The 20,773-nt window shown below is 43.4% G+C and carries 16 protein-coding genes, 1 tRNA gene and 1 other RNA gene; 13 read left to right on the top strand and 5 right to left on the bottom strand.

Annotation, left to right across the window (positions count from 1 at the left end; all coding sequences use genetic code 11):
• Position 1 precedes the first annotated feature (1 nt).
• Both WC526_01320 and WC526_01315 read right to left on the bottom strand, forming a co-directional pair.
• Complete coding sequence (locus WC526_01320; GenBank protein MFA5061767.1) at positions 2-1,483, bottom strand: pilin; 1,482 nt, start codon at positions 1,481-1,483, stop codon at positions 2-4.
• Between the two features lie 6 nt (positions 1,484-1,489).
• The gene (locus WC526_01315) at positions 1,490-2,236 is read right to left on the bottom strand and encodes a thioredoxin domain-containing protein (GenBank protein ID MFA5061766.1); all 747 of its coding nucleotides are present in this window, start codon (positions 2,234-2,236) and stop codon (positions 1,490-1,492) included.
• Between the two features lie 128 nt (positions 2,237-2,364).
• Here WC526_01315 and secG point away from each other — a divergent pair, with 128 nt between their 5' ends.
• The 6 genes from secG (at position 2,365) to WC526_01285 (ending at position 8,979) form a co-directional block, all read left to right on the top strand.
• A complete protein-coding gene (gene secG / locus WC526_01310; GenBank protein ID MFA5061765.1) occupies positions 2,365-2,580 on the top strand; it encodes a preprotein translocase subunit SecG in 216 nt (71 codons plus the stop codon).
• 23 nt (positions 2,581-2,603) lie between these two features.
• The gene (locus WC526_01305) at positions 2,604-4,505 is read left to right on the top strand and encodes an ABC transporter substrate-binding protein (GenBank protein MFA5061764.1); all 1,902 of its coding nucleotides are present in this window, start codon (positions 2,604-2,606) and stop codon (positions 4,503-4,505) included.
• A 5-nt stretch (positions 4,506-4,510) separates the two neighbouring features.
• A tRNA-Leu gene (locus tag WC526_01300) sits at positions 4,511-4,592 on the top strand.
• A gap of 53 nt (positions 4,593-4,645) precedes the next feature.
• Positions 4,646-6,430, top strand: coding sequence for a ribonuclease J (locus tag WC526_01295; GenBank protein ID MFA5061763.1), 1,785 nt, complete (start codon positions 4,646-4,648; stop codon positions 6,428-6,430).
• A 49-nt stretch (positions 6,431-6,479) separates the two neighbouring features.
• Entirely contained in the window at positions 6,480-7,427 is a 948-nt protein-coding gene (locus tag WC526_01290) for an L-lactate dehydrogenase (protein MFA5061762.1), read from the top strand.
• Positions 7,428-7,440: 13 nt separating this feature from the next.
• Positions 7,441-8,979 (top strand): hypothetical protein, encoded by a 1,539-nt coding sequence (locus WC526_01285; GenBank protein MFA5061761.1) that lies wholly within the window; start codon positions 7,441-7,443, stop codon positions 8,977-8,979.
• 40 nt (positions 8,980-9,019) lie between these two features.
• Here WC526_01285 and rnpB read toward each other — a convergent pair.
• Both rnpB and WC526_01275 read right to left on the bottom strand, forming a co-directional pair.
• Positions 9,020-9,419: RNase P RNA component class A (gene rnpB / locus WC526_01280), an RNA gene on the bottom strand.
• Between the two features lie 95 nt (positions 9,420-9,514).
• Complete coding sequence (locus WC526_01275; protein MFA5061760.1) at positions 9,515-10,180, bottom strand: hypothetical protein; 666 nt, start codon at positions 10,178-10,180, stop codon at positions 9,515-9,517.
• 158 nt (positions 10,181-10,338) lie between these two features.
• On the opposite strand from WC526_01275, the gene WC526_01270 reads away from it, so the two are divergent.
• The 7 genes from WC526_01270 (at position 10,339) to WC526_01240 (ending at position 19,862) form a co-directional block, all read left to right on the top strand.
• On the top strand, positions 10,339-11,757 hold the full coding sequence (locus tag WC526_01270; protein ID MFA5061759.1) for a sugar transferase: 1,419 nt from the start codon (positions 10,339-10,341) through the stop codon (positions 11,755-11,757).
• Between the two features lie 5 nt (positions 11,758-11,762).
• The gene (locus tag WC526_01265; protein MFA5061758.1) at positions 11,763-12,884 is read left to right on the top strand and encodes a glycosyltransferase; all 1,122 of its coding nucleotides are present in this window, start codon (positions 11,763-11,765) and stop codon (positions 12,882-12,884) included.
• 4 nt (positions 12,885-12,888) lie between these two features.
• Entirely contained in the window at positions 12,889-13,233 is a 345-nt protein-coding gene (locus WC526_01260) for a hypothetical protein (protein MFA5061757.1), read from the top strand.
• A gap of 65 nt (positions 13,234-13,298) precedes the next feature.
• Positions 13,299-14,444, top strand: coding sequence for a glycosyltransferase family 1 protein (locus WC526_01255; GenBank protein MFA5061756.1), 1,146 nt, complete (start codon positions 13,299-13,301; stop codon positions 14,442-14,444).
• Between the two features lie 2 nt (positions 14,445-14,446).
• Positions 14,447-15,571 carry a glycosyltransferase family 1 protein gene (locus WC526_01250; protein ID MFA5061755.1) on the top strand — a complete coding sequence of 375 codons (1,125 nt, stop codon included), beginning with the start codon at positions 14,447-14,449 and terminating at the stop codon, positions 15,569-15,571.
• A gap of 77 nt (positions 15,572-15,648) precedes the next feature.
• Positions 15,649-18,039, top strand: coding sequence for a DUF4012 domain-containing protein (locus WC526_01245; GenBank protein MFA5061754.1), 2,391 nt, complete (start codon positions 15,649-15,651; stop codon positions 18,037-18,039).
• A gap of 8 nt (positions 18,040-18,047) precedes the next feature.
• Entirely contained in the window at positions 18,048-19,862 is a 1,815-nt protein-coding gene (locus WC526_01240) for a hypothetical protein (protein MFA5061753.1), read from the top strand.
• Here the strand turns inward: WC526_01240 and miaA are convergent.
• On the bottom strand, positions 19,831-20,727 hold the full coding sequence (gene miaA, locus WC526_01235) for a tRNA (adenosine(37)-N6)-dimethylallyltransferase MiaA (GenBank protein ID MFA5061752.1): 897 nt from the start codon (positions 20,725-20,727) through the stop codon (positions 19,831-19,833). The genes WC526_01240 and miaA overlap by 32 nt on opposite strands.
• Positions 20,728-20,773: the final 46 nt, after the last annotated feature.

Below are 20,773 nucleotides of genomic sequence, written 5' to 3'. Positions count from 1 at the left end.
CCTATGGGCAATCTTTGTTAGCAGATGTTATTGCTTCAGCTATTATACTAAGGCCCCCGGTAAAGGCACCCTTAACCAAAGTTGAAACAGTGGAACCGGGCAAACTGGGGAACTCACTACGGTCAACAAGGATATCACATATAAATCCTTTTTGCAACTCTGCCGGGGACATTAGATAACCTTTGTAATCTGTTTGCAGTGAAGGAATCAATAGGTTCTTCTTAAAGTCATCAGAATTGCTAAGCAACTTCAAAAATCCGCAAGTGCAGGCGGCGGGAACCTGACTGCAATCCGGTTGGTTGCCGCCGAATGATCTAAAAAACTGATTGGCCAAATTAATACTGCACGAGTTGGTGCCGGGTACTCTGCCAACAGCAAACCAATCCATACCGCCGCCGGTGCAGGTGCCGGTTAATTGTAATAAACAATCATTTATGCCGGCGCCCAGAAAATAGCCGGCTGTCTTCCCCGGTCCGCAGGTATCAATGCTGCCGCTTATCAAATACTGTTCACCCCCGCCTCTTTTCACCGGAGTGGCTGTGCCGGCAGGTCCTTTAATACTGCCGTCTGTACAAACCTCATATAATTTAACCGAACTGATCAGATTACTATTTGAATTGCTAAGGGTAAATGACGGCATTATTTTTCCGCCAATCACTCCCGGCTCGCATTTATAATTATCAACTTTATTGCCAAAACATAATTCTCCCTTATTCGGACAATAATCCCCGAGACAAGTCGTGTTACCCCCATTTTCCATGGCAAACTTGCTTCCGCAAACCAACTTGCTCTTATCAGTGGCCAAGCTAATATCATACTTAACATTTTTAAACGCATTCGCATCGCCGGTGCCAACATTCCCAAACTTGGTACTTGACGGTGCCGCACTGCAATATTCCGGCATCAAGCTTTGCGGTTTAATCAGCCACACCTGCGGCAAACGCAGGGCGGTCAGAGACGGATTGATGGTGTTTAAAATAAAAAAAGACATGTAAGCAATAAAAAGCCCGACCACTGATCCGACGATTCTTTTTTTGGAGCTACTGATAACCTCGGTATTGCCGCCCGAAGTTGTCCACTGCACTCCGGCCACTATTATCATGACCACCGCCAAAACCGAAGCGATGCCCAAAGCGTAGTTATAAATGGTCTGTAAATAAACGCCGAGATTGGCATATTTTCCCTGCCCGCCGATTGATATTTGAGTATAAGTGACGCCAGCCGGCAAACATTTCCCCCAGGCGTCTTCTCCGTCTCCGCCCACGCAAGGCACATCCCCTTTAACAAAACCCTCGGCCGCGTTTTGTTTCTCCGCTCCTGACAAACCGACCAAAAATGATGCCCTGGCCTTATCGCATTCCGCTTTTTTCCAGCATATCGGATTCAGTGCCGGAGTTACATCGGCGGCGCTCACCGGCATCATCGGAAAAACTACAAACCCAAGCGCTAGAATAAATATAATTTTCCTAATTTGCTTAGGCATACAAAATTAATAATTTTTTACAAAATTTTCCCAAATATCAAAAGGCACCACGCCCTCCACCATTTCACCGTTCACAAAAAAAGTCGGCGTGCCGCTTACTCCGGCATCCACTCCGTCCGCAAAGTCCTTACGCTCCTTTATCTGGCCCTTGCCGGACTGCAAACATTTATTCAACTGTTCATAATTTAAACCGGCGTCACCGGCAAGATTGGCAATATCCTGATCTGTCATTATTGCCGGCAACTTATCCTGTTTGTTAAACAATACATTAAATAAGCCCCAGAACTGATCCGGCTGATCCATAAATGCGCAGGCGGCTATCTCGGAAAGTTTTTCCGTCCCCGGGTGAATTGATTCACCCGGAAAATTTCTAATAATTACTTTTACATTGCTGTATTTACCCACTAATTTCTTAATTATCGGCACCGCTTCTTTAGAAAATGTACATTTATAATCAAAAAACGCCACAATAGTTATTGGCGCGTTTGGGTTTCCCATAAAAGGGCCGTTAGCCGTCTCCAATTTGGTTCTGTCTATTTTAGAGTTACCCGCAATTGAGGTTGACTTGGCAAAACCAGAATAGAAGGTTTGAGCTAAAAATTCTGCTTTGCCATGCTTGATATCCCACCAATATTTACCGGTTAAAGCCAAGAAAACAATTAAAGCTACAGACACCAAACCAATCAAACCTATAAGCGATACTCCCCACCACTTTTGATACCATTTTAAATTTATGCCGTTGGTGTCTGCCATATTAAAGAAGAGGTTATGTTTGCATTTGCGGTATTATACATACAAATGAGTAAAAATACAAGATCTCCACCGTAACATTGACAAATTTCCAAATTAGTGATATACTGTATACATCATTTAATACTTCTATGGACACTTTTTTTAACATCATTCAAATCATTCTAGCGGCTTTCTTAGTGGCGGTTATTCTTATCCAGCAAAAAGGCACCGGACTGGGCGGGGTGTTCGGCGGTTCAAGCAACATCTACAGCACCAAACGGGGGGTTGATAAAATTCTTCATACCGGCACGATTGTTATTTCCATAATTTTCTTTGGCGTTTCCTTACTGCGCCTCGCCTTATAAAACTCAATTTTAAATCTTCTTCAATGAACTCGGATCTTGACAAAAAGTTACTCAAGCGGGTTAGGCATCATTTTTTTCCCAACTTCGCGCAACTAAAATACTTGCCGCGGTTTTTAACAAAATTTGAGAAAAAAATTATCTTACTGATGTCCCTGATGATGGTTTGCGCCCTCGCCGCGTTTGTGGTTCTACTCTTTATCAACAACAACACCATCGTCCCCGCCTCCGGCGGAGATTACAGCGAGGGTCTGATCGGCCAGCCGCAATTTATAAATCCGGTCTTTTCCTCAACCGATGACGTAGACGCCGATATCACCTATTTGATCTACTCCGGACTTTTCAAATACGACAACAACCAAAATCTGGTCGCTGATCTGGCCACTGATTATAAAATCAGCGCCGACGGAAAAATTTACGATATAAATTTAAAACAAAATATTCACTGGTCTGACGGTGAAAATTTTACGGCCGATGACGTATTGTTTACTTTTGAAACAATTGAAAATCCGGAAGTAAACAGCCCGCTCTATCCTGCTTTTCAGGGAGTGCAGATTGAAAAAACCGGCGATTATTCCATACGCTTTATTTTAAAAAATCCTTACGCGCCATTCTTAAGCAGTTTGACTGTCGGCATTTTGCCCCAGCACACCTGGTCGGATGTCCCTCCGGCAAGCATTAAGCTGGCTCAACAAAATCTACAGCCGGTAGGCACCGGACCGTGGATGTTTGATAAATTAATAAAAGATTCAAACGGCAATCTGCAAGATTATGTTTTGGTCCATAACAAATATTATTACCAAAAACAGCCATACCTGAAGACAATCACTTTTAAATTTTATACCGATTACACGCAAGCGGCCAGCGCTCTAAAGGGCCAGGACATAATGGCTTTGAGTTTCATTCCGCAGGATTTGGCCGATAAAATCGGCAATAAAAATTTTGAACTTCATAAACTGCAATTGCCCCAATATACCGCTTTATTTTTCAACCAAAATTTTGCTGCTGATCTGCAGGATAGCGACCTGCGAAATGCTTTGGCTCTGGCTATAAATAAAGACAAAGTTGCCAGTGACGCCACGGGCGGCAATGGCGAAGTAATAAATTCACCGATTTTGCGCGGTCAAGTCGGCTTCTCCAACAAAATACAATCAATTGCTTTTGATATAGATAAGGCCAATACCCTGCTGGATAAAAAATGGAAGCGCATCCAACCGGAGGATTATTACAAATTAAAATATAACGCCCTGCTTAAAACCAGACAGACAGAAATAGATGACATTCGCGCCTCAACCACAACTCTGGACGCCACTTCTTCTATAGAACAGATTCAAAAGGAAGTCGGCGACGCGGCGCGCCAGGAAATGGACAGCGGCCAGGCGTTTTACCGGGAAGATAAAAATAACAATATTTTAACACTGACGATTACCACAGCCGACACTCCGGAATATCATCAGGCCGCGGAGTCCATAGCCAAAATGTGGCAGGCCATTGGCGTGCAAACCAAAATAGAATACGTTGACAGCCATGAAATTGCCAAAACAAATATTAAAGACCGCAATTATCAAGTTATTCTCTATGGAGAAATAGTTGGCGGTGATCCGGATCCGTATCCATTTTGGCACTCCTCACAAGTTGATTATCCGGGTCTTAATTTGGCCTTGTATTCCAACAGGAGCGCTGATAAGATACTTGAAGAGGCCAGATCAACCACAGACGACAGTAAGCGCGCCAGTTTGTATACTGATTTTCAAAACACATTAAACAAAGACGTTCCGGCTGTCTTCTTGTATACACCCAGTTACACTTTCACGGTGAGCAAAGAAGTGCGGGGAATAAATTTAGATAAAATCGTTTCACCGTCAGACAGATATAATGATCTAAATAACTGGTACATCAAAACCACCAGGCATTGGAAATTTAACTAACTTCAGGGCGAGTGGCGGAATTGGTATACGCGTACGTCTCAGAAGCGTATGACTTCGGTCATGAGGGTTCAAATCCCTCCTCGCCCACAATTTAAATAAACTCCAAAATTATATTTTGGCTTCTTAATTCATTAATATATATGATCAGATACACACAAACACAAAAATCCAGTAGGGGCAAGCGGACGTATCACACGGACGCAAGACCCAGACAACCGGTTCCGGCCCCAAGAGGCCCGTCTTTCGCGCGCTTTCGCGGCGATGAAACAAAATTAAAAATCGCCGTGCTGGGCGGCCTGGAAGAAGTCGGACGCAACTGCACGCTTTTGGAATACAATGGCGATATTATCATCATTGACATGGGCTTGCAGTTCCCCGAAGAAGACATGCCCGGGATTGATTACATCATTCCAAACATGAGCTATCTCAAAGGCAAAGAAAAACATATTCGCGGCGTTATCATCACGCACGCCCACTATGACCATATCGGCGGCATCCCCCATTTGATTCCGCAACTGGGATACCCGCCGATTTACGCCTTGCCGCTCACCAACGCGATTATCAAAAAGCGACAAGAGGATTACAAAGGCCTGCGCCCGCTCAACATTAATAATTTAAACGTTGATGACAAACTGACGCTGGGAAGTTTTGAGTTGGAATTTTTCCACTTAAACCACAATATTCCCGATTCAATGGGTGTGGTGATCCACACTCCGGAGGGCGTCATTGTTCACACCGGCGATTGGAAATTTGATTATCAGCCATCAGGCGAACAGCCGGCGGACTTACAGAAAATTGCCCGCATCGGCTCTCAAGGTGTGCTCGCACTCTTAAGCGACAGCACCAATGCCTCCCAGCCCGGACACCAGATTTCCGAAATGGAAATCGGCACCAACCTGGATGAAATCATCTCCAAGGCGCCGGGACGATTAATCATCGGTACTTTCTCTTCCCTGCTTTCCCGTATCAAACAGATTATTGAAATATCGGAAAAGCTGGGTAAAATAGTTGCGCTTGACGGCTTCAGCATGAAAAGCAATGTCGGCATAGCCAAAGAGCTCGGCTACATGCAGTTTTCTCCCAAAACCTTAATTGACCTAAACAAAGTCAGCGATTATCCGGATAACAAAGTGGTGATAATCTGCACCGGCGCGCAGGGAGAAAAAAATGCATCGCTAATGCGTATTGCGAGCGGCGAACACCGGTTTATCCGTCTGACCCCGGGCGACACGGTTGTTTTCTCTTCGTCAGTTATTCCGGGAAATGAAAGAACTGTCCAACGTTTGAAAGACACGCTGTTTAGAAAAGGCGCGGAAGTTATCCATTATCAAATGATGGACGTCCATGCCGGCGGCCATGCCAAATCTGATGACGTAAAACTGATGATCAGGTTGATAAATCCGAAATACTTCATTCCAATTGAAGGCAATCACTTCTTACTGCATTACAATGCAAAAGTCGCCCAGTCGATGGGTTTCCCCAAAGAAAACATTTTCATTGCCGATAACGGACAAGTGATTGAATTCTCGCATGGCAGCGGTAAAATGACTTCCACAAAACTGCCGGCTGATTATGTGTTCGTTGACGGGCTCGGCGTAAGCGATGAAACCAACATTGTCTTGCGCGACCGGCAGGTATTGGCTGAAGACGGAATGATTGTAATTATTGCAACCGTTGACAGCAAAACCGGCAAACTGATTCAAAACCCTGACATCATCTCGCGCGGGTTCGTGTTCTTAAAAGAGAATAAAGAACTAATTGAGGATCTGCGCCACCGCGTAAAAAAGCTGGTGATTGATTCTGATCCCCTGTCTTGGGCAGACACCAATTATATCCGGAACAAAATCCGCGATTACGTCGGTCAGTTCCTATTCAGCAAGACCGAGAAACGTCCGATGGTGCTGCCGGTAGTTATTGAGGTATAGGAATAAATCCTGTATAATAAAGGCATTATAATAATATAATGCTTTTTTTATGCCCAAACCAAAAAAAATGGAGTCAACCCGCGTGGTGGTAATCGGCACGGGTTTTGTCGGCTCAACCGCCGCCTACACTATGATGATTGAAGGCGTAGCTTCGGAAATTGTCTTGATTGACGTAAACAAAAAGAAATGTGAAGGCGAGGCGCTGGACATAGAACATGCCATTTCCTTTGCGCCGGACTCCCACGTTTGGGCCGGCGACTATAAAGATTGTAAAGACGCCGATGTGGTGGTGATTGCCGCCGGTATAAACCAAAAACCGGGCCAAACCCGACTGGAATTGGCAAAAACAAATGTCAAAATTATTACCGAAGTAGTAAAGAATGTCTGCAAATATACTAAAGACGCCATTATTCTGATGGTCACAAATCCCTTGGACGTTTTGACCTATACCGCGTTAAAAGTTTCAAAATTCCCAAAAAACCAGGTCTTTGGCACCGGCACAACTTTGGATTCTTCCCGTTTCCGCTATTTATTGGCAAAAAAATTCAATGTTGACCCGCATAGCATGGGCGCGTATTTAATCGGCGAACATGGCGACAGCGAAGTGCCGGTTTATTCCCATGCCAATGTTATGGGAGAAAATATTGCTTCCCTGCCTAAATACGATAAAAAAACAGTTGCCGCCGCTTATACCCGAACCAGGGACTCAGCCCAGGAAATTATCCGTAAAAAAGGCGCCACCTACTATGGAATCGCCGCCGCTGTTGCCCGCATTGTTAAATCAATTATAAATGACGAAGATCATGCTTACTCGGTTTCTTCCCTAATGAGCGGACAATATGGCGTAAAAGATGTCTGTATCTCTTTGCCCAGCACAGTTGGCCGCACCGGCATAAAAAAAGTGCTGGATATAAAATTAAACAATGAAGAATTAAAAAAATTTAAAAGGTCGGCTCAAATTATCCGTACTGCCCTGGACCAATCCGGGGTCAAATAAAAAACTAAACCTTATGAAAAAAATAATAAACATTTCTATTCTAACCGTGGCCATGGCCGTGACTTTTTCATTTGCCATGCCAGCCAAAGCTTTTTATATAGAACTTCCGCAAATATTAAAAAACTTTTTAAGCACGCTAGGCACCAACAATACTTCAGCGGAAGAGCAACAAGTCATTGCTCCGGCTCCCCCCGAACCAACTCCCCCGACTCCACCTCAACCATCTCCGGAGCCCAACCCTGGCCCGCAACAGCCGGGTCCTGAACCACAGCCACAACCACAGCCACAACCACAACCCCCACAACAGCCGCCGCAACAACCGAATTATGGTCCAAGTCCGGAACAACAGCTTAAACAAATAAAAAATAGTATAAAACAACTGCAACGATCCATTAAAGAATACGACCGGATGATAGCCCAATCGGAGAAAAGCGGAATCACCGTACCGGATGATATCAAACAAAATTTGGTTAAATTAAAAGATTTGGTCGCGGCCGCTTCCAATGTGAGCACCATGGAAGAAATGCAAAATGTTGATATGGGCGAGATGCAGGATCTGTCACAATCCTTAGACCAATATAGGCAGGATGTTTTTCAGGCAAACCAAAGATTGCAGGACATGAAACGAAATATCAAAGGCATGGAATCGCAGCTTAATATGTTTGAAAAACAAGTGGCCAAATTCCAAAAACAAAAAATATCCATTCCGACCAACACCCAAGAAAATATTCTTAACCTAAGGAATATTATTAACAGTATAAAAAACGCGACCACCGCCGATCAGTTGAATGATATTGATTTCAATTCAATGTCTGAAGCAATGGAAAATTTAAACCAAGACCGTCAGACACTGGAGATGCTGGCTCGCTGGCCGCAAACCTTAAAACAGATGGACAAACAGCTCACCATGCTTACCCGTGAGCTCAAACGCGCCAAACAAATCACTGATAAATTAGTTAAGAAGGGCATAGACATCCAAAGTGTTTACAACGCATTTGAAGAGGCGGTTAATAAACTCAAAGCGGTTAAAGCGGACGCGGTAAGCAAAATGGCCACCGATGATTCACAGGGCGCGTTTGATACCGTGGAAAATGATTTCTTCGGCCAAATGGATGACATAATGCAGAATGACCAGATTATAATGATGATGGGTAACCTGGGCAGTTTCAATTCCACCTTTAAACAAAGTGTCAATCAAGCGCAACAAACAATCAATCAATTAAAGAAAAAGAAGATAGACACATCCGAACTTGTACCAATTCTGGATGAAATAAAAGTAAAAGGACAGGAAATAAAAGATTTGATTGCGAGTAAAAATTATGATGTTGATACGATTACATCAGCCCTGGATGACTTAGAAAATTTAAGACAGGATTTTGGCAATAAGGTTAATGAACTGACCGGACAAGAAGGAGAAATAATGCCTTGGGAACAAGGGCCGCAACAATTTAAACAAGTACAAATGCCGCAGGGAATGCAACAATACATGCCACAACAACCACAACAGCCGATGATGCAACAGCAACCAACGATGGCGCCGGGAACATCATAAATCCGCGGATATATTAAAAGACGGCCCTTGCGGGTCGTCTTTTTTATTCATAGCTATAAGCCGAATTTTGTGCTCCGCACCATTTTGTTTAAAAATGGGGCGAGGTGACGATCATTTATCTGGACGCGTTATTGCTAACGCGTTCTAGCGAGCGAACTTTTCGAACCGCGGTTTTGCGCCGCGAAACGCTGCTCTTGCACCAGGCAGGGTTTAGCACGAACTGATATTGCTATCAGCCGAGTATAGTAGCTTTGGTCTCGAGAACCAAATCCCCCATACACTTTTCACCTTTTACCCCGAGCTTGTCGGGGTTAGAATTGTCTCTGTGCCACTTTCCCAACCACGGCGTTGCCACCGTAGCGGTGGGCGTTACCCACTGCCATCTTGGGTGTTCGGACTTTCCTAGCCGACTAAGTCGGCTCGATCATCCGCTATGAATGGGTTAACTATAGCACAAATGAGGGGTTTTGTCAAGATTTGGATAAAAAAATGCCCCACCATCTGACAGGCGGGGCGCTTGGAAGGAAGGAACAAACTATGCGGCGCGGGAGAACACCCGGCGGCCCTCGGTACATGTGTCCAGAGAACCGACCGAACGGGTGTAGAAGGTCCAACCGTCACCGCGCCAGATCACTTGGATCACGCACAACACACCTTCGGTGTTGCGAACATAGAAGATGTTCGCGTGGCCGTTAGTGAGTAGCGCACCATCCTCGCCGTTGGGTTGCTTCTCCAAGCAGGCAAAGACCTCGGCAAGGGCGGTCTCGGCCTTGGTCTCGCCGCCGAGCTGGTTGATGATGAGGTTATCGTCCGAGTCGGAGTTCAGGGTATGGCAGCACAGAGCCATCTCGCCCTCGACCCGCTCCTCGATCTTGCCCTGGAACCACACGGTGACCTTATCGAAGATGTAGGAAATCTTCACCGGCGCGTTCTTCTCGGTATTCTTCACCAGGTGTTCACTGGCAACGAACCTCACGGCCAGCCAGATCACGACGGCACCGACCAAGGTGAGGAGTGGCGAAGGCGCCGGGTCGGACTGACGCTCCTTTTGGCGATTCTCGATCGCCGCCACGCACAAGGCAATGGCGTCTTTCGGGTTTTGGCTCGCCCACGTGGCGCTTGCGGTGGACAAAGCACAGAAGTAAAACTGATGCTCCACCAACCTTCCCATCAAAAACGGAATCTGTTTTGCGGTCGCCATGTTTTGTCTCCTTTATACGACCGTGTTTACAGACGCTGTCGGGCTTGGCCAGAATGGTTTCGCCACAGCACGTTAAATTAACACTAAAACAGCTCTCTTGTCAATGTTGGGCAGTTGGCGTAAAATATACTCAACCTAAGCGCACCGCGCCCACAACTATGAAAAAATTTGAACTCTTTTTTACCTTACTCCAACTTCCTCTTGACTTTGCCCTGCTGATACTGGCCGGCTTTACTGCCTACACGCTTCGCTTTGCTGATTTTGCCAAAGCCATCCGGCCGGTTTTGTTTAATCTTTCCTGGCAAAGATACTGGCCATTGGTCTTGCTTACAGCCGCGGCCTGGATTATTATTTTTGCTTTATCCGGGTTATATAGCACCAACCCCAACCGCAAGCTCGCCCGCGATCTCACCCGAGTGGTCATGGCCACCGCCACCGGTTTTGCCGGCATCACCATTTATGTTTTTTTCACCTTGCAAAAATTTGATTCCAGATTTTTGGTTTTGGTCGGTTGGATTTTAGCCATTATCTTTGTGTCACTGGGGCGCATCCTCACCGCCGGTTTAAAAATCTGGCTACACAAAGCCGGCGTAGGACTACGCCGCACAATTATTATCGGCAAAGAAATTATCGGCCAGGAAATCAAGCAATCACTACTCAACAAGTCATTTGGCTATAAAGTGGTGGCCACCTACGATGGTTTTGATGTCGCCAGCGAACCAACAATTTTAAAACTAAAACCGGACGAAATAATTTTTACGGATCCGAAAGCTAATGAAAAAGAGGCGTTGGAAGCAATTGATTTTGCCAACGAACATCACATCGCTTTCAAATATTCAGCTGATTTGTTTTCAACCATTTCCACCAACATGGCCGTTTCCACCATCACCGGCATTCCGATTATTGAACTGCGCTTAACGCGGCTGACGGGTTGGGGCAGAATTTTCAAACGACTAATAGATATTATCGGCAGTATATTTTTTATAATTATCCTCTCTCCAATTTATTTAATTATCTCTTTAATAATTTTAATTGAAACCGGCCGGCCGGTGATTTACAAAAATGAAAGAGTCGGCAAAGCCGATAAAAAATTCTTCACGCTAAAATTTCGATCAATGTATCAAAAAGATTCAAACGGCATTCAGTTTGGCAAAAAAGCTTCCACCGTGGCTTTGGCCAAAGAACAGGAACTGATCAAAAAACAAAGCATAAAAAACGGTCCGATTTACAAAATCAAAAATGACCCGCGTGTCACTCCGTTTGGCCGGTTTATCCGCCGCTGGAGCATAGACGAATTGCCACAATTCTTTAATGTGTTCAAAGGTGAAATGAGTTTGGTCGGCCCGCGTCCGCACCAGCCCCGGGAGGTTGAAAATTACGAAAGAAAGCATAAAATAGTTTTAGAAATCAAACCCGGTATCACCGGCTTGGCGCAAATTTCCGGACGCAGCAATTTAAGCTATGAAGAAGAAATAAAGCTGGACACATTTTATATAGAAAACTGGAGTTTATTTTTAGATCTCATAATTCTAATTAAAACACCTTTTGTTGTCATCAGAAAAACCGGCTCCCTATAAAAAATATGAAAATCGCGCTTGTTCACGATTATCTGGCACAAGATGGAGGGGCCGAAAGAGTGCTAAAAGCCATGCATGAAATCTGGCCGGAAGCGCCGATTTTTGTTTTATTTCATAACAAGAAAAAAATCACTTCTTTTCCTGATAAAAATATCAAAGAGACCTTTTTGGCCCGTTTGCCTTTTGGCCGAACCAGCTACCAATGGTACTTACCCTGGATGCCGGTGGCCACGGAAAGCCAAGACCTGAATGGATTTGATGTGGTTATTTCAACCTCAAGCGTGTTTGCCAAAGGCGTAATTACCCCGCCCGGCACTCTCCATATTTCATACTGCCACACTCCGCCCAGATTTTTATGGGCCGATCATCGCGAATATATTTCCGACCTGCGGCAAAATGGATTAATAAAACTGTTCTTACCGGGCATGGTCCATAACTTGCGCATCTGGGATAAAATGAGTGTTGACCGAGTTGATTATTTTATAGCCAACTCAAAAACAGTCCAACAAAGAATCCATAAATACTACCGCCGCGAAAGCGAAGTTATTTATCCGCCGGTTGACACCCAAAACTTCAAAATTCAACCCAACATCGGCGATTATTTTGTAGCCGGCGGACGACTTGTGCCTTATAAACGCACGGATTTAATTGTTAAAGCTTTTAATCGTCTGCGCTGGCCGCTTAAAATTTTTGGCACCGGTCCGGAATTATCAACCTTAAAAAAAATAGCCAAACCGAATATTGAATTTTTGGAACAAATCTCGGAAACGGCCAAAGCCGATCTGCTTAGCCGTGCCAAAGCATATATTCATCCTCAACTGGAGGATTTTGGCATCACTGCCATTGAATCAATGGCCAGCGGCCGACCGGTAATCGCCTACTGCCAAGGCGGAGCCACGGAAACGGTTATCTCCAATGAAACCGGTAAATTTTTCCACAGCCAAAGCTGGGAATCGCTTTTAGATGCCCTATTAAATTTTAATTTTGAAAATTGGGACAGCGCCAAAATCCGCGAACATGCTCTGAAATTTGACGTAAATAATTTTAAAAATAATTTCAAAAAAAAGATTAATGACAGACATGAGGAATTTAAAAAAGGCATGAACCAGGAAGTTTTAATAAAATAATTATATGGGTATTAAATTTGAATTTAATCCTGATCTGGCCCTGCGAAATATTTCTGAATATCGTGCTGGAAATCGTAAAATTGAAGAGTGCATTCCGGAAAAATTGATTACCGGAGAGATCTATCCATTTTTAAAAAAGGGACAACGTTTGTATTGGCTGGATGGCGAACTGCCGCTCCTTGAAACAACCGGTAATGAAAACCTCTCCAAACCAAAGGCCGGCATAATCATAATTGAGGCAACACATTTTAAACAAGATAATGAAAGCTATACTAAGGGAAAGTATAAAGTTATAGAAATTTTTACAGACGATAAGATACATTTTGAAAGTTACAAAAAGTTATATTAAGATATAAGCTCATTCGTTCGGAAATGAAATTATAAATAATTTCATTTCTCTCACTCATTTCGCTTATGAATATCGGCATAGACATCCGCCCGTTAATGTCACTAGTTCGCACCGGCGTTGGCGAGTATACCTACGGACTCCTCAACGCTATTTTTGAAATTGATAAAAATAATCAATATTTTCTTTTTTATAATTCGCATGCTGATGTTTCAAAATTTATCCCGAAGTGGGAGCAAAACAACGTGCATTTTGTGACCACCAGATGGCCCAATAAATTATTTAACTTTTCTTTACAAGTATTTAAACGGCCGCGACTGGATAAACTGATAACCAAGATTTCCAGGCAAAACATTGATATTTTTTATTCGCCCAACATTAACTTCACCTCGCTCGCCAATAAAACAAAAATAATTCTTACCATTCACGACTTGTCTTTTGAATTTTTTCCTGATTTTTATTCTTTAAAACAACGCCTCTGGCATAAAATAGTCAACGCTAAAAAACAATGCGAACAAGCAAATGTAATTCTGACGCCATCGGAAAATACCAAAAAAGACATAGTGGAAAAATACGCCATAGCCGGAGAAAAGATTAAAACTTTATATCCGGGCTTGGATTCTAATTTTAATACCTCCACAAATGGCACGCAAAATATCCAACAAAAATATAATCTCCCGGAAAAATTTATCCTATTTTTAGGCACTCTTGAACCGCGTAAAAACATTATCGGCTTGATTGAGGCCTATGAGAAAGCTTTCCCAAAATTGGCTTTCCCCTGCTCTTTAGTGATTGCCGGCGCCAGGGGTTGGCGCTATAAACATATTTTTCAAAGAATAAAATCATCGCCAATTAAAGATCAGATAAAATTTATTGATTACGTTGACTCGGCCGACAAACCCGCCCTTTATAAAGCGGCGGAATTATTTGTCTTTCCCAGTTTTTATGAAGGTTTTGGCTTTCCGGTAATAGAAGCTATGGCCGAGGGCACGCCGGTTATTACCTCAAACCGATCTTCACTGCCGGAAATCACCGAGGGTGCAGCTCTGCTAACCAACCCAACCGATACCAGCTCTCTTGCCGAAGCCATGATTAAAATCTTAAACAGCACCGATCTAAAAATGTATTTTAAAAATAAAGGCCTGACCCAGGCAACCAAGTTCAACTGGACAATTACAGCCAAAAACTGGTTAAATATAGTGACTAACTTATAATTATGCGCATCGGCATAGACGCCAGAATGTATGGCCCAAAACAAGGCGGCTTGGGACGATACATTGAACAATTGATTAAAAATCTGGAAAAAATTGATTCAGCCAATGAATATATTATTTTTTTGCGCAAAGAAAATTTTGAAGAGTTTCAGCCCGCCAATTCAAACTTTAAAAAAGTTTTAGCCGATGTTTATTGGTACGGATTGGCCGAACAAACGAAGATACCTAAAATAATAAAACAGCAAAAAGTTGATCTGATGCATTTTCCGCATTGGAATGTCCCCTATTTTTACAACGGGCCGTTTATGGTAACCATTCACGATTTAATTCTTTTTCATTATCCGACGCGCCGCGCCAGCACGCGAAGTGTGATTGTTTATTGGCTTAAACATCAGGCCCATAAAATTTTAATAAAAAAAATATCAAAAAAAGCCAAAAAAATAATTACCCCTTCCGAATTTACCAAACAAGACATTCATAAAACCCTTAAAATCCCGCTCCAAAAAATATTCGTGACCCTTCTGTCCCCCCAGCCCCAGGAACAAAAACAAAATAATATCTCACACAAAGAACTGTTTAAAAAATTCAACATTAACAAACCCTACGCCTTATATGTCGGCGTGGCCTATCCGCACAAAAATCTGGAGGGCTTGGTTGACGCCTGGCATGATTTTGAAAAAAAATACGGCGACAATTTTCAGCTGATTTTGGTTGGCAAGAAAAATTATTTTTATGATCGCTTGATTAACAGCAAAAAATTTAAACAATGCAAGAATATAATCTTCACTGACTATCTAAATGACGATGAACTCAACACTATCTACTCCGGAGCCATGTTATATGTGTTCCCAAGCTTGTATGAAGGGTTTGGCCTGCCGCCACTGGAAGCTATGACCCACCATGTGCCGGTAATTTCCGCAAACAGCGCCTGCTTACCGGAAATTCTCGGCAGCGCCGCGCTATATTTTGATCCCAAAAACCCCGAAGAAATTACTCAAGCCCTTTATAACGGCTTTACTAACCAAAATTTGCGCCTTAATCTGATCCAACAATCGCAACAAATCCTCAAAAAATACTCCTGGCTGGAAACCGCCAAAAGAACGCTTCAAATCTACAAAACTTATTAACAGTTGCCGGGTGCGCCGAACGTAAAAATGGTGTATAATACCATAATATTTATCGGCAATTTTTAGTGCTTGAAAAAATGCCAAAAACAACCAAAAAACCCCAGCTTAGGCGCTGTGCAATTTGCCAAAGAGTTGGGCACAACAAATCCACCTGTCCGGAACAACTCCAGGAAAAAAAACGGGATAACCAGCCGTTTAAATTTTTTGTCCACCATGTCAATTACAACTCCCCTGATTCACCGCATGTTGTCAATTTAAAAGAACAGCATCATGACATTTGGAAAAATGTTGACACTGCCGCTCCGGAAGAAGAACTCACAAATCAGGAATATTATTTTCACCATAAACCGGAAGAAGCCCCTAAAATAAAAAACCAGGCCCCAATTAAGATTCCTTCATTTTCCCCCAAAATTCCTAAAATTCACAAACCAAAAATCAAAAAGAATTATTTTAAACACGTCACCCTCCGCCGCGCCGTGGCCTTGGCCACGCTTATTGCTCTGGTATTCATTCTCCCCTCAAGCGCGCAGTCCTATTACACCGACCTGCAATCAACCGTAAACAAAGTGGCTGGAAACAGCACCCAAGGTTTTATCGCCTTGCAGGATTCCACCACCGATATTATGGCCGGCAATCTTGATGACGCCCAAAAATCACTGGGCGATGCTTTGAAAAACTTTGATGCCGCGCTTGCGACTCTAAACAGCAACCACCAGCTTGTGCAAACTATCGCTTCAACTTTACCAATAATTGGTAATGAAATTCAAAGCCGACAAAAACTAATTCTGGCCGGACAAAGTATTGCTCTCGGCAACACTTATATGGTCAAAGGATTGGCGGAAATTAAAAACTCTCCCAGTTCCACCCTCACCGAGAGCATGAACATCTTAAACGCATATCTGCAGTATGCCATTCCCACCTACAATGAGGCCCTAAAAAATTTAGGTCAGGTTGACCCGAAGGTTCTGCCTTTTGAGTATCAAAATTCTTTCAACCAATTAAAAACCATTTTCACGGCTTTCTCCGGCGATCTGGAAAATTTATCAAATTTAAATCAATCCTTGCAGGAAATTTTCGGCGGCAAGGGTTTACGCAGATATTTGCTGGTTTTCCAAAATCCGGCAGAACTAAGGGCGACCGGGGGCTTTGCCGGCAGTTTCGCTTTGCTGGACGTGGTGGATGGTAAAATTACGAACATGGATGTTCCGGCCGGCGGATCTTATGATTTGCAAGGCCAGCTTTCTGAATCGGTAGAACCGCCCACCCCCCTGTTATTTATCAATAAGCGCTGGGAATTTCAGGATTCAAATTGGTTCCCGGATTTTCCTGCCAGCGCGCAAAACATGCTCTGGTTTTACAGACACAGCCGCAACATCACGGCCGATGGCGTCATTGCCATTAATGCCACAGTTTTAAACCGCATTCTTTCTATTATCGGGCCGGTTACCGCCCAAAAATACAACCTCACTTTAACCGCGGCTAATGCCCTGCCGGCCATTCAAAATATCGTTGAATACGGACCAGACAAAGCCAACAACAAACCAAAACAAATTTTATCGGATCTGGCGCCGATGTTTGTGGATTATTTAAAAAACATAAAACCGCAGGATATTCTGCCGATTCTCACAAATTTGCATGAGGCCTTACAACAAAAAGAGGTCCAGGCCTATTTCACCAACAACAACACCGAAGAGACAATAAATAATTTCGGCTGGGGCGGAAAGATACTCAAGACCTCGGCCGGACAAGATTACCTGATGGTGGTAAATACCAACATCCAGGGTCAAAAAAGCGATGCTAAAATTAAACAGACAATCAGCCACCAGGCAGTGGTTCAGCCGGACGGAACAATTTTAGACAGCGTGGTGGTAAAAAGAGAACACACCGGAGTATCCGGAGAACAATTATACGGTCAGACGAATATTGATTATATCAGGGTCTATGTTCCGCAAGGCAGTGAACTCGTTAGCGCCAGCGGCTTTTCCTGGCCCGATGAACAGCACTTAAAAGTTCCCGATAAGTGGACTACAGAGGATAAAATGCTTAATGAATTTGAAAAAGAAATCAACATTGACCCGGTTTCAGGCACCAGGGTAACCAATGAATTCAGTAAAACCGCTTTTGGAAATTGGATTGCCACTCTGCCGGGCCAAACCAGTGAAGTGCAGTTTGTTTACAAATTGCCGTTTAAAGCATTTAACCTGGAACAAAATAAACCGGCAAACAAATGGGCCGGGATTTTCCAATCTTCAGTGCCGAGTTCAAAATACCAGCTGGTAGTCCAGAATCAATCCGGCATTGACAGCAACTTTGACAATCAAATAATCTACCCCGACCTCTGGCATCCGGTTTGGAAAGATGGAACCAACATAACCCTCGCTTCCAACGGAGCCACAATCAACAATCAGCTTCTAAATCAAGACATGATTTGGAGCATGATTTTAAATCAAGATAATAAAATAAATTAATTACCTATATGCCTACGCCGCGCAAAAGGATGACGACAAAAAAATTAGCCAGTGTTAAAAACTCACAGATTGAAAAACAACTGGTTTCAATTTATGAAGATGACCATGGTAATTTGCCTGATATGAAAAAAATTAAAATTAAAAAAGGCCGTTCTTTTTTAAAAACTCTGGTTATTTTTATTATTTTTTGCGCGGTACTCGCCGCCATTGCCTGGATCGGCTTTTTCCTAATGCCCGGAAACGGAAAATTCTCCGCCGACAAAGTCAATCTTAGTGTAAACGGTCCAGATAACATCATGGCCGGAGTAACCACCACCTACCAAATTGATTATAAAAACAACCAAAACTTGTCGCTTGAAAGCGCGGTCTTAAATGTTGAATATCCGGCTGGTTTTATCTTCATTTCCAGCAATCCGGACGCGCAAAACACCGGCCATACCCAATGGGATCTGGGCAAGCTGTCCCCTTTCCAAGTTGGAACCATCACCATCACCGGCATCACTTATGGCTCAACCGACCAGAGCCAATCCTGGCGGGCTTTCTTAACCTATCAACCGGAAAATTTTAATTCTGAATTTCAGAAAACCGCGATTTTAGAAGTTAAAACCACCAATTCTCCGTTCTCTCTGACTATAGCCGGCCCGGACAAAGCGGCCATCGGCAATCTGGTTGAGTATGACTTTACCGTCAAGCAAGAAAACCCGTCCCGAGTCAGCAAACTAGATTTAATTCCTTCAGTGCCTGCTAATTTTCACATCGCTTCAGCCACACCGGTTTTAAACAAAAATAAAAAATGGTCAATTGATTTGGCCGCAGGCCCTTCAACCACAGCCAACACCGGTTACACTTTTAAATTATTCGGCAAATTCTCCAGCTCTTCGTCCGCGAACACAATTTCGGGTATCTTGAGTTCTTCGGCCAATGATAAAGTTTTCCAATTGGCCAAAACCGACTTTAACACAGAACTTTTGCAAAGTGATTTGGGATTCAGTTTAACCATGAACGGAACAATGGCTAACTTCAATGCCCAGCCCGGGGACATGCTTAACATCACGATTGATCTTAAAAACACCAGCAACAGTAATCTAAAAAACGCGATTGTTAAATTGAATTTGGACGCGCCATCTTTAAACCGGCAGAGTGTTTTGGATTGGTCGCAGGAAGTTGATAAATATAACGCGGACATCAAAGGCGTACAAATCAGCGACACTATAAGACGCGGAGAGATGACCTTTAGCAAAACACAGATTGCCGGTTTGGGAGCGGTTAACAAAGGAGATGAAATTACCATTGATACAAAGATTCCGATAAAAACTTCAGAAAATTTTGATCTTTCCAATTTATCCGCCTTTCAAATAAATGCCGCCGCCGAGGTCTCTTATACTGATTCCACCGGCGCCAGCCACACCATTTCCAGCAATCTGATTGTGATCACTTTAAATTCCGATTTAAAATTTGATCCGCGCGACAGCGCTTCCGGCGACAACAAAACCCATCAAATCAACTGGGTGCTGACCAACCACTTTCATGCTTTGAAGAATGTGACTTTAACGGCTGATGTTTACGGCGATGTTAGTTTGCAAGGTCAGCCATCCGCTCCGGCCGGAACTTTCAATTTTGACAGCGCGGCTAAAAAAATTACCTGGACGATTCCGGAAATGCCGGAAAACGCCGATACCCTGGCTATGCCATTTACCTTGATCTTAAGCAAACTCAATCCTACCCAAAATACGCTTGTTTCCAAGGTTCATGTTCAGGCCGATGACACTGTGACAGGTCAGCGTCTTGATTTCATGGGAGATGAAATTCTTCTAAATCAGTAATCCAATTTATTCTCTGATCCTTTTTAAACCAGGTCATTTGGCGCTTGGCATATCTTCTGGTATCTCTCTTTAAAACTTCAATTGCCTGTTCCAAAGTCATTTCGCCACGCAGGAAGCAGCCGATCTGTTTATAACCAATTCCGCTCATGCTGGGCAAATCCCAACTGTATTTTTGAGATAAATTTTTTACTTCTTCAACCAGCCCGTCTTTGATTTGTTGGTCCACTCTGGCGTCCAGTCGTCTATATAATTCCTCTTTGGAAATGTTGATACCAAATTCTTTGGCGTCATAAAGTGGCACTTGCTTCTTTCTTTGATTAAAAAATGATTCACCGGTTATCATTGCCACTTCCAGCGCCCGCAAAACCCGGCGCGGATTTTTTAAATCTATTTTTTCGGCAGATTCCGGATCAAGTTGTTTTAATATTTCTATAAGTTCCGGCTGGGTTTTCTTTTCTAATTCTGATCTTAGCTCGGTGCTGGGCGCCACTTTAGGAATATCCAAATTATCTACAATTGATTGAATATACAATCCGGTGCCGCCGACAATAATAGGTAATTTTTTACGTTTTAAAATGTCATTGATATGGAAAGTGGCCTGCTCTTTAAAATCCGCCACCGTGAAATTTTCATCCGGATTGATTATATCCATTAGATAGTGCGGAACGCCGTTTACAGTATAAGCGCCGTCCTGCCACTCCCCCTTGGGCTTGGCCGTGCCGATGTTCATTTGTTTGTAAATCTGTCTTGAATCAGCCGAAATAATTTCGCCATTATACTTTTTGGCAACCGCAATCCCCAGATCCGTTTTCCCGGAGCCGGTGGGACCGAGGATGACGATTAATTTTGGCAGGGTTCGGTCCATGTGAATTTTTGACTTAACTACACAATTACTATATAATCTGAATAAC

Source organism: Patescibacteria group bacterium, assembly GCA_041649475.1.
Taxonomy (GTDB): Bacteria; Patescibacteriota; Patescibacteriia; order Magasanikbacterales; family GWA2-37-8; genus JBAZNA01.
This window is presented reverse-complemented; position numbering and strand designations above follow the sequence as displayed.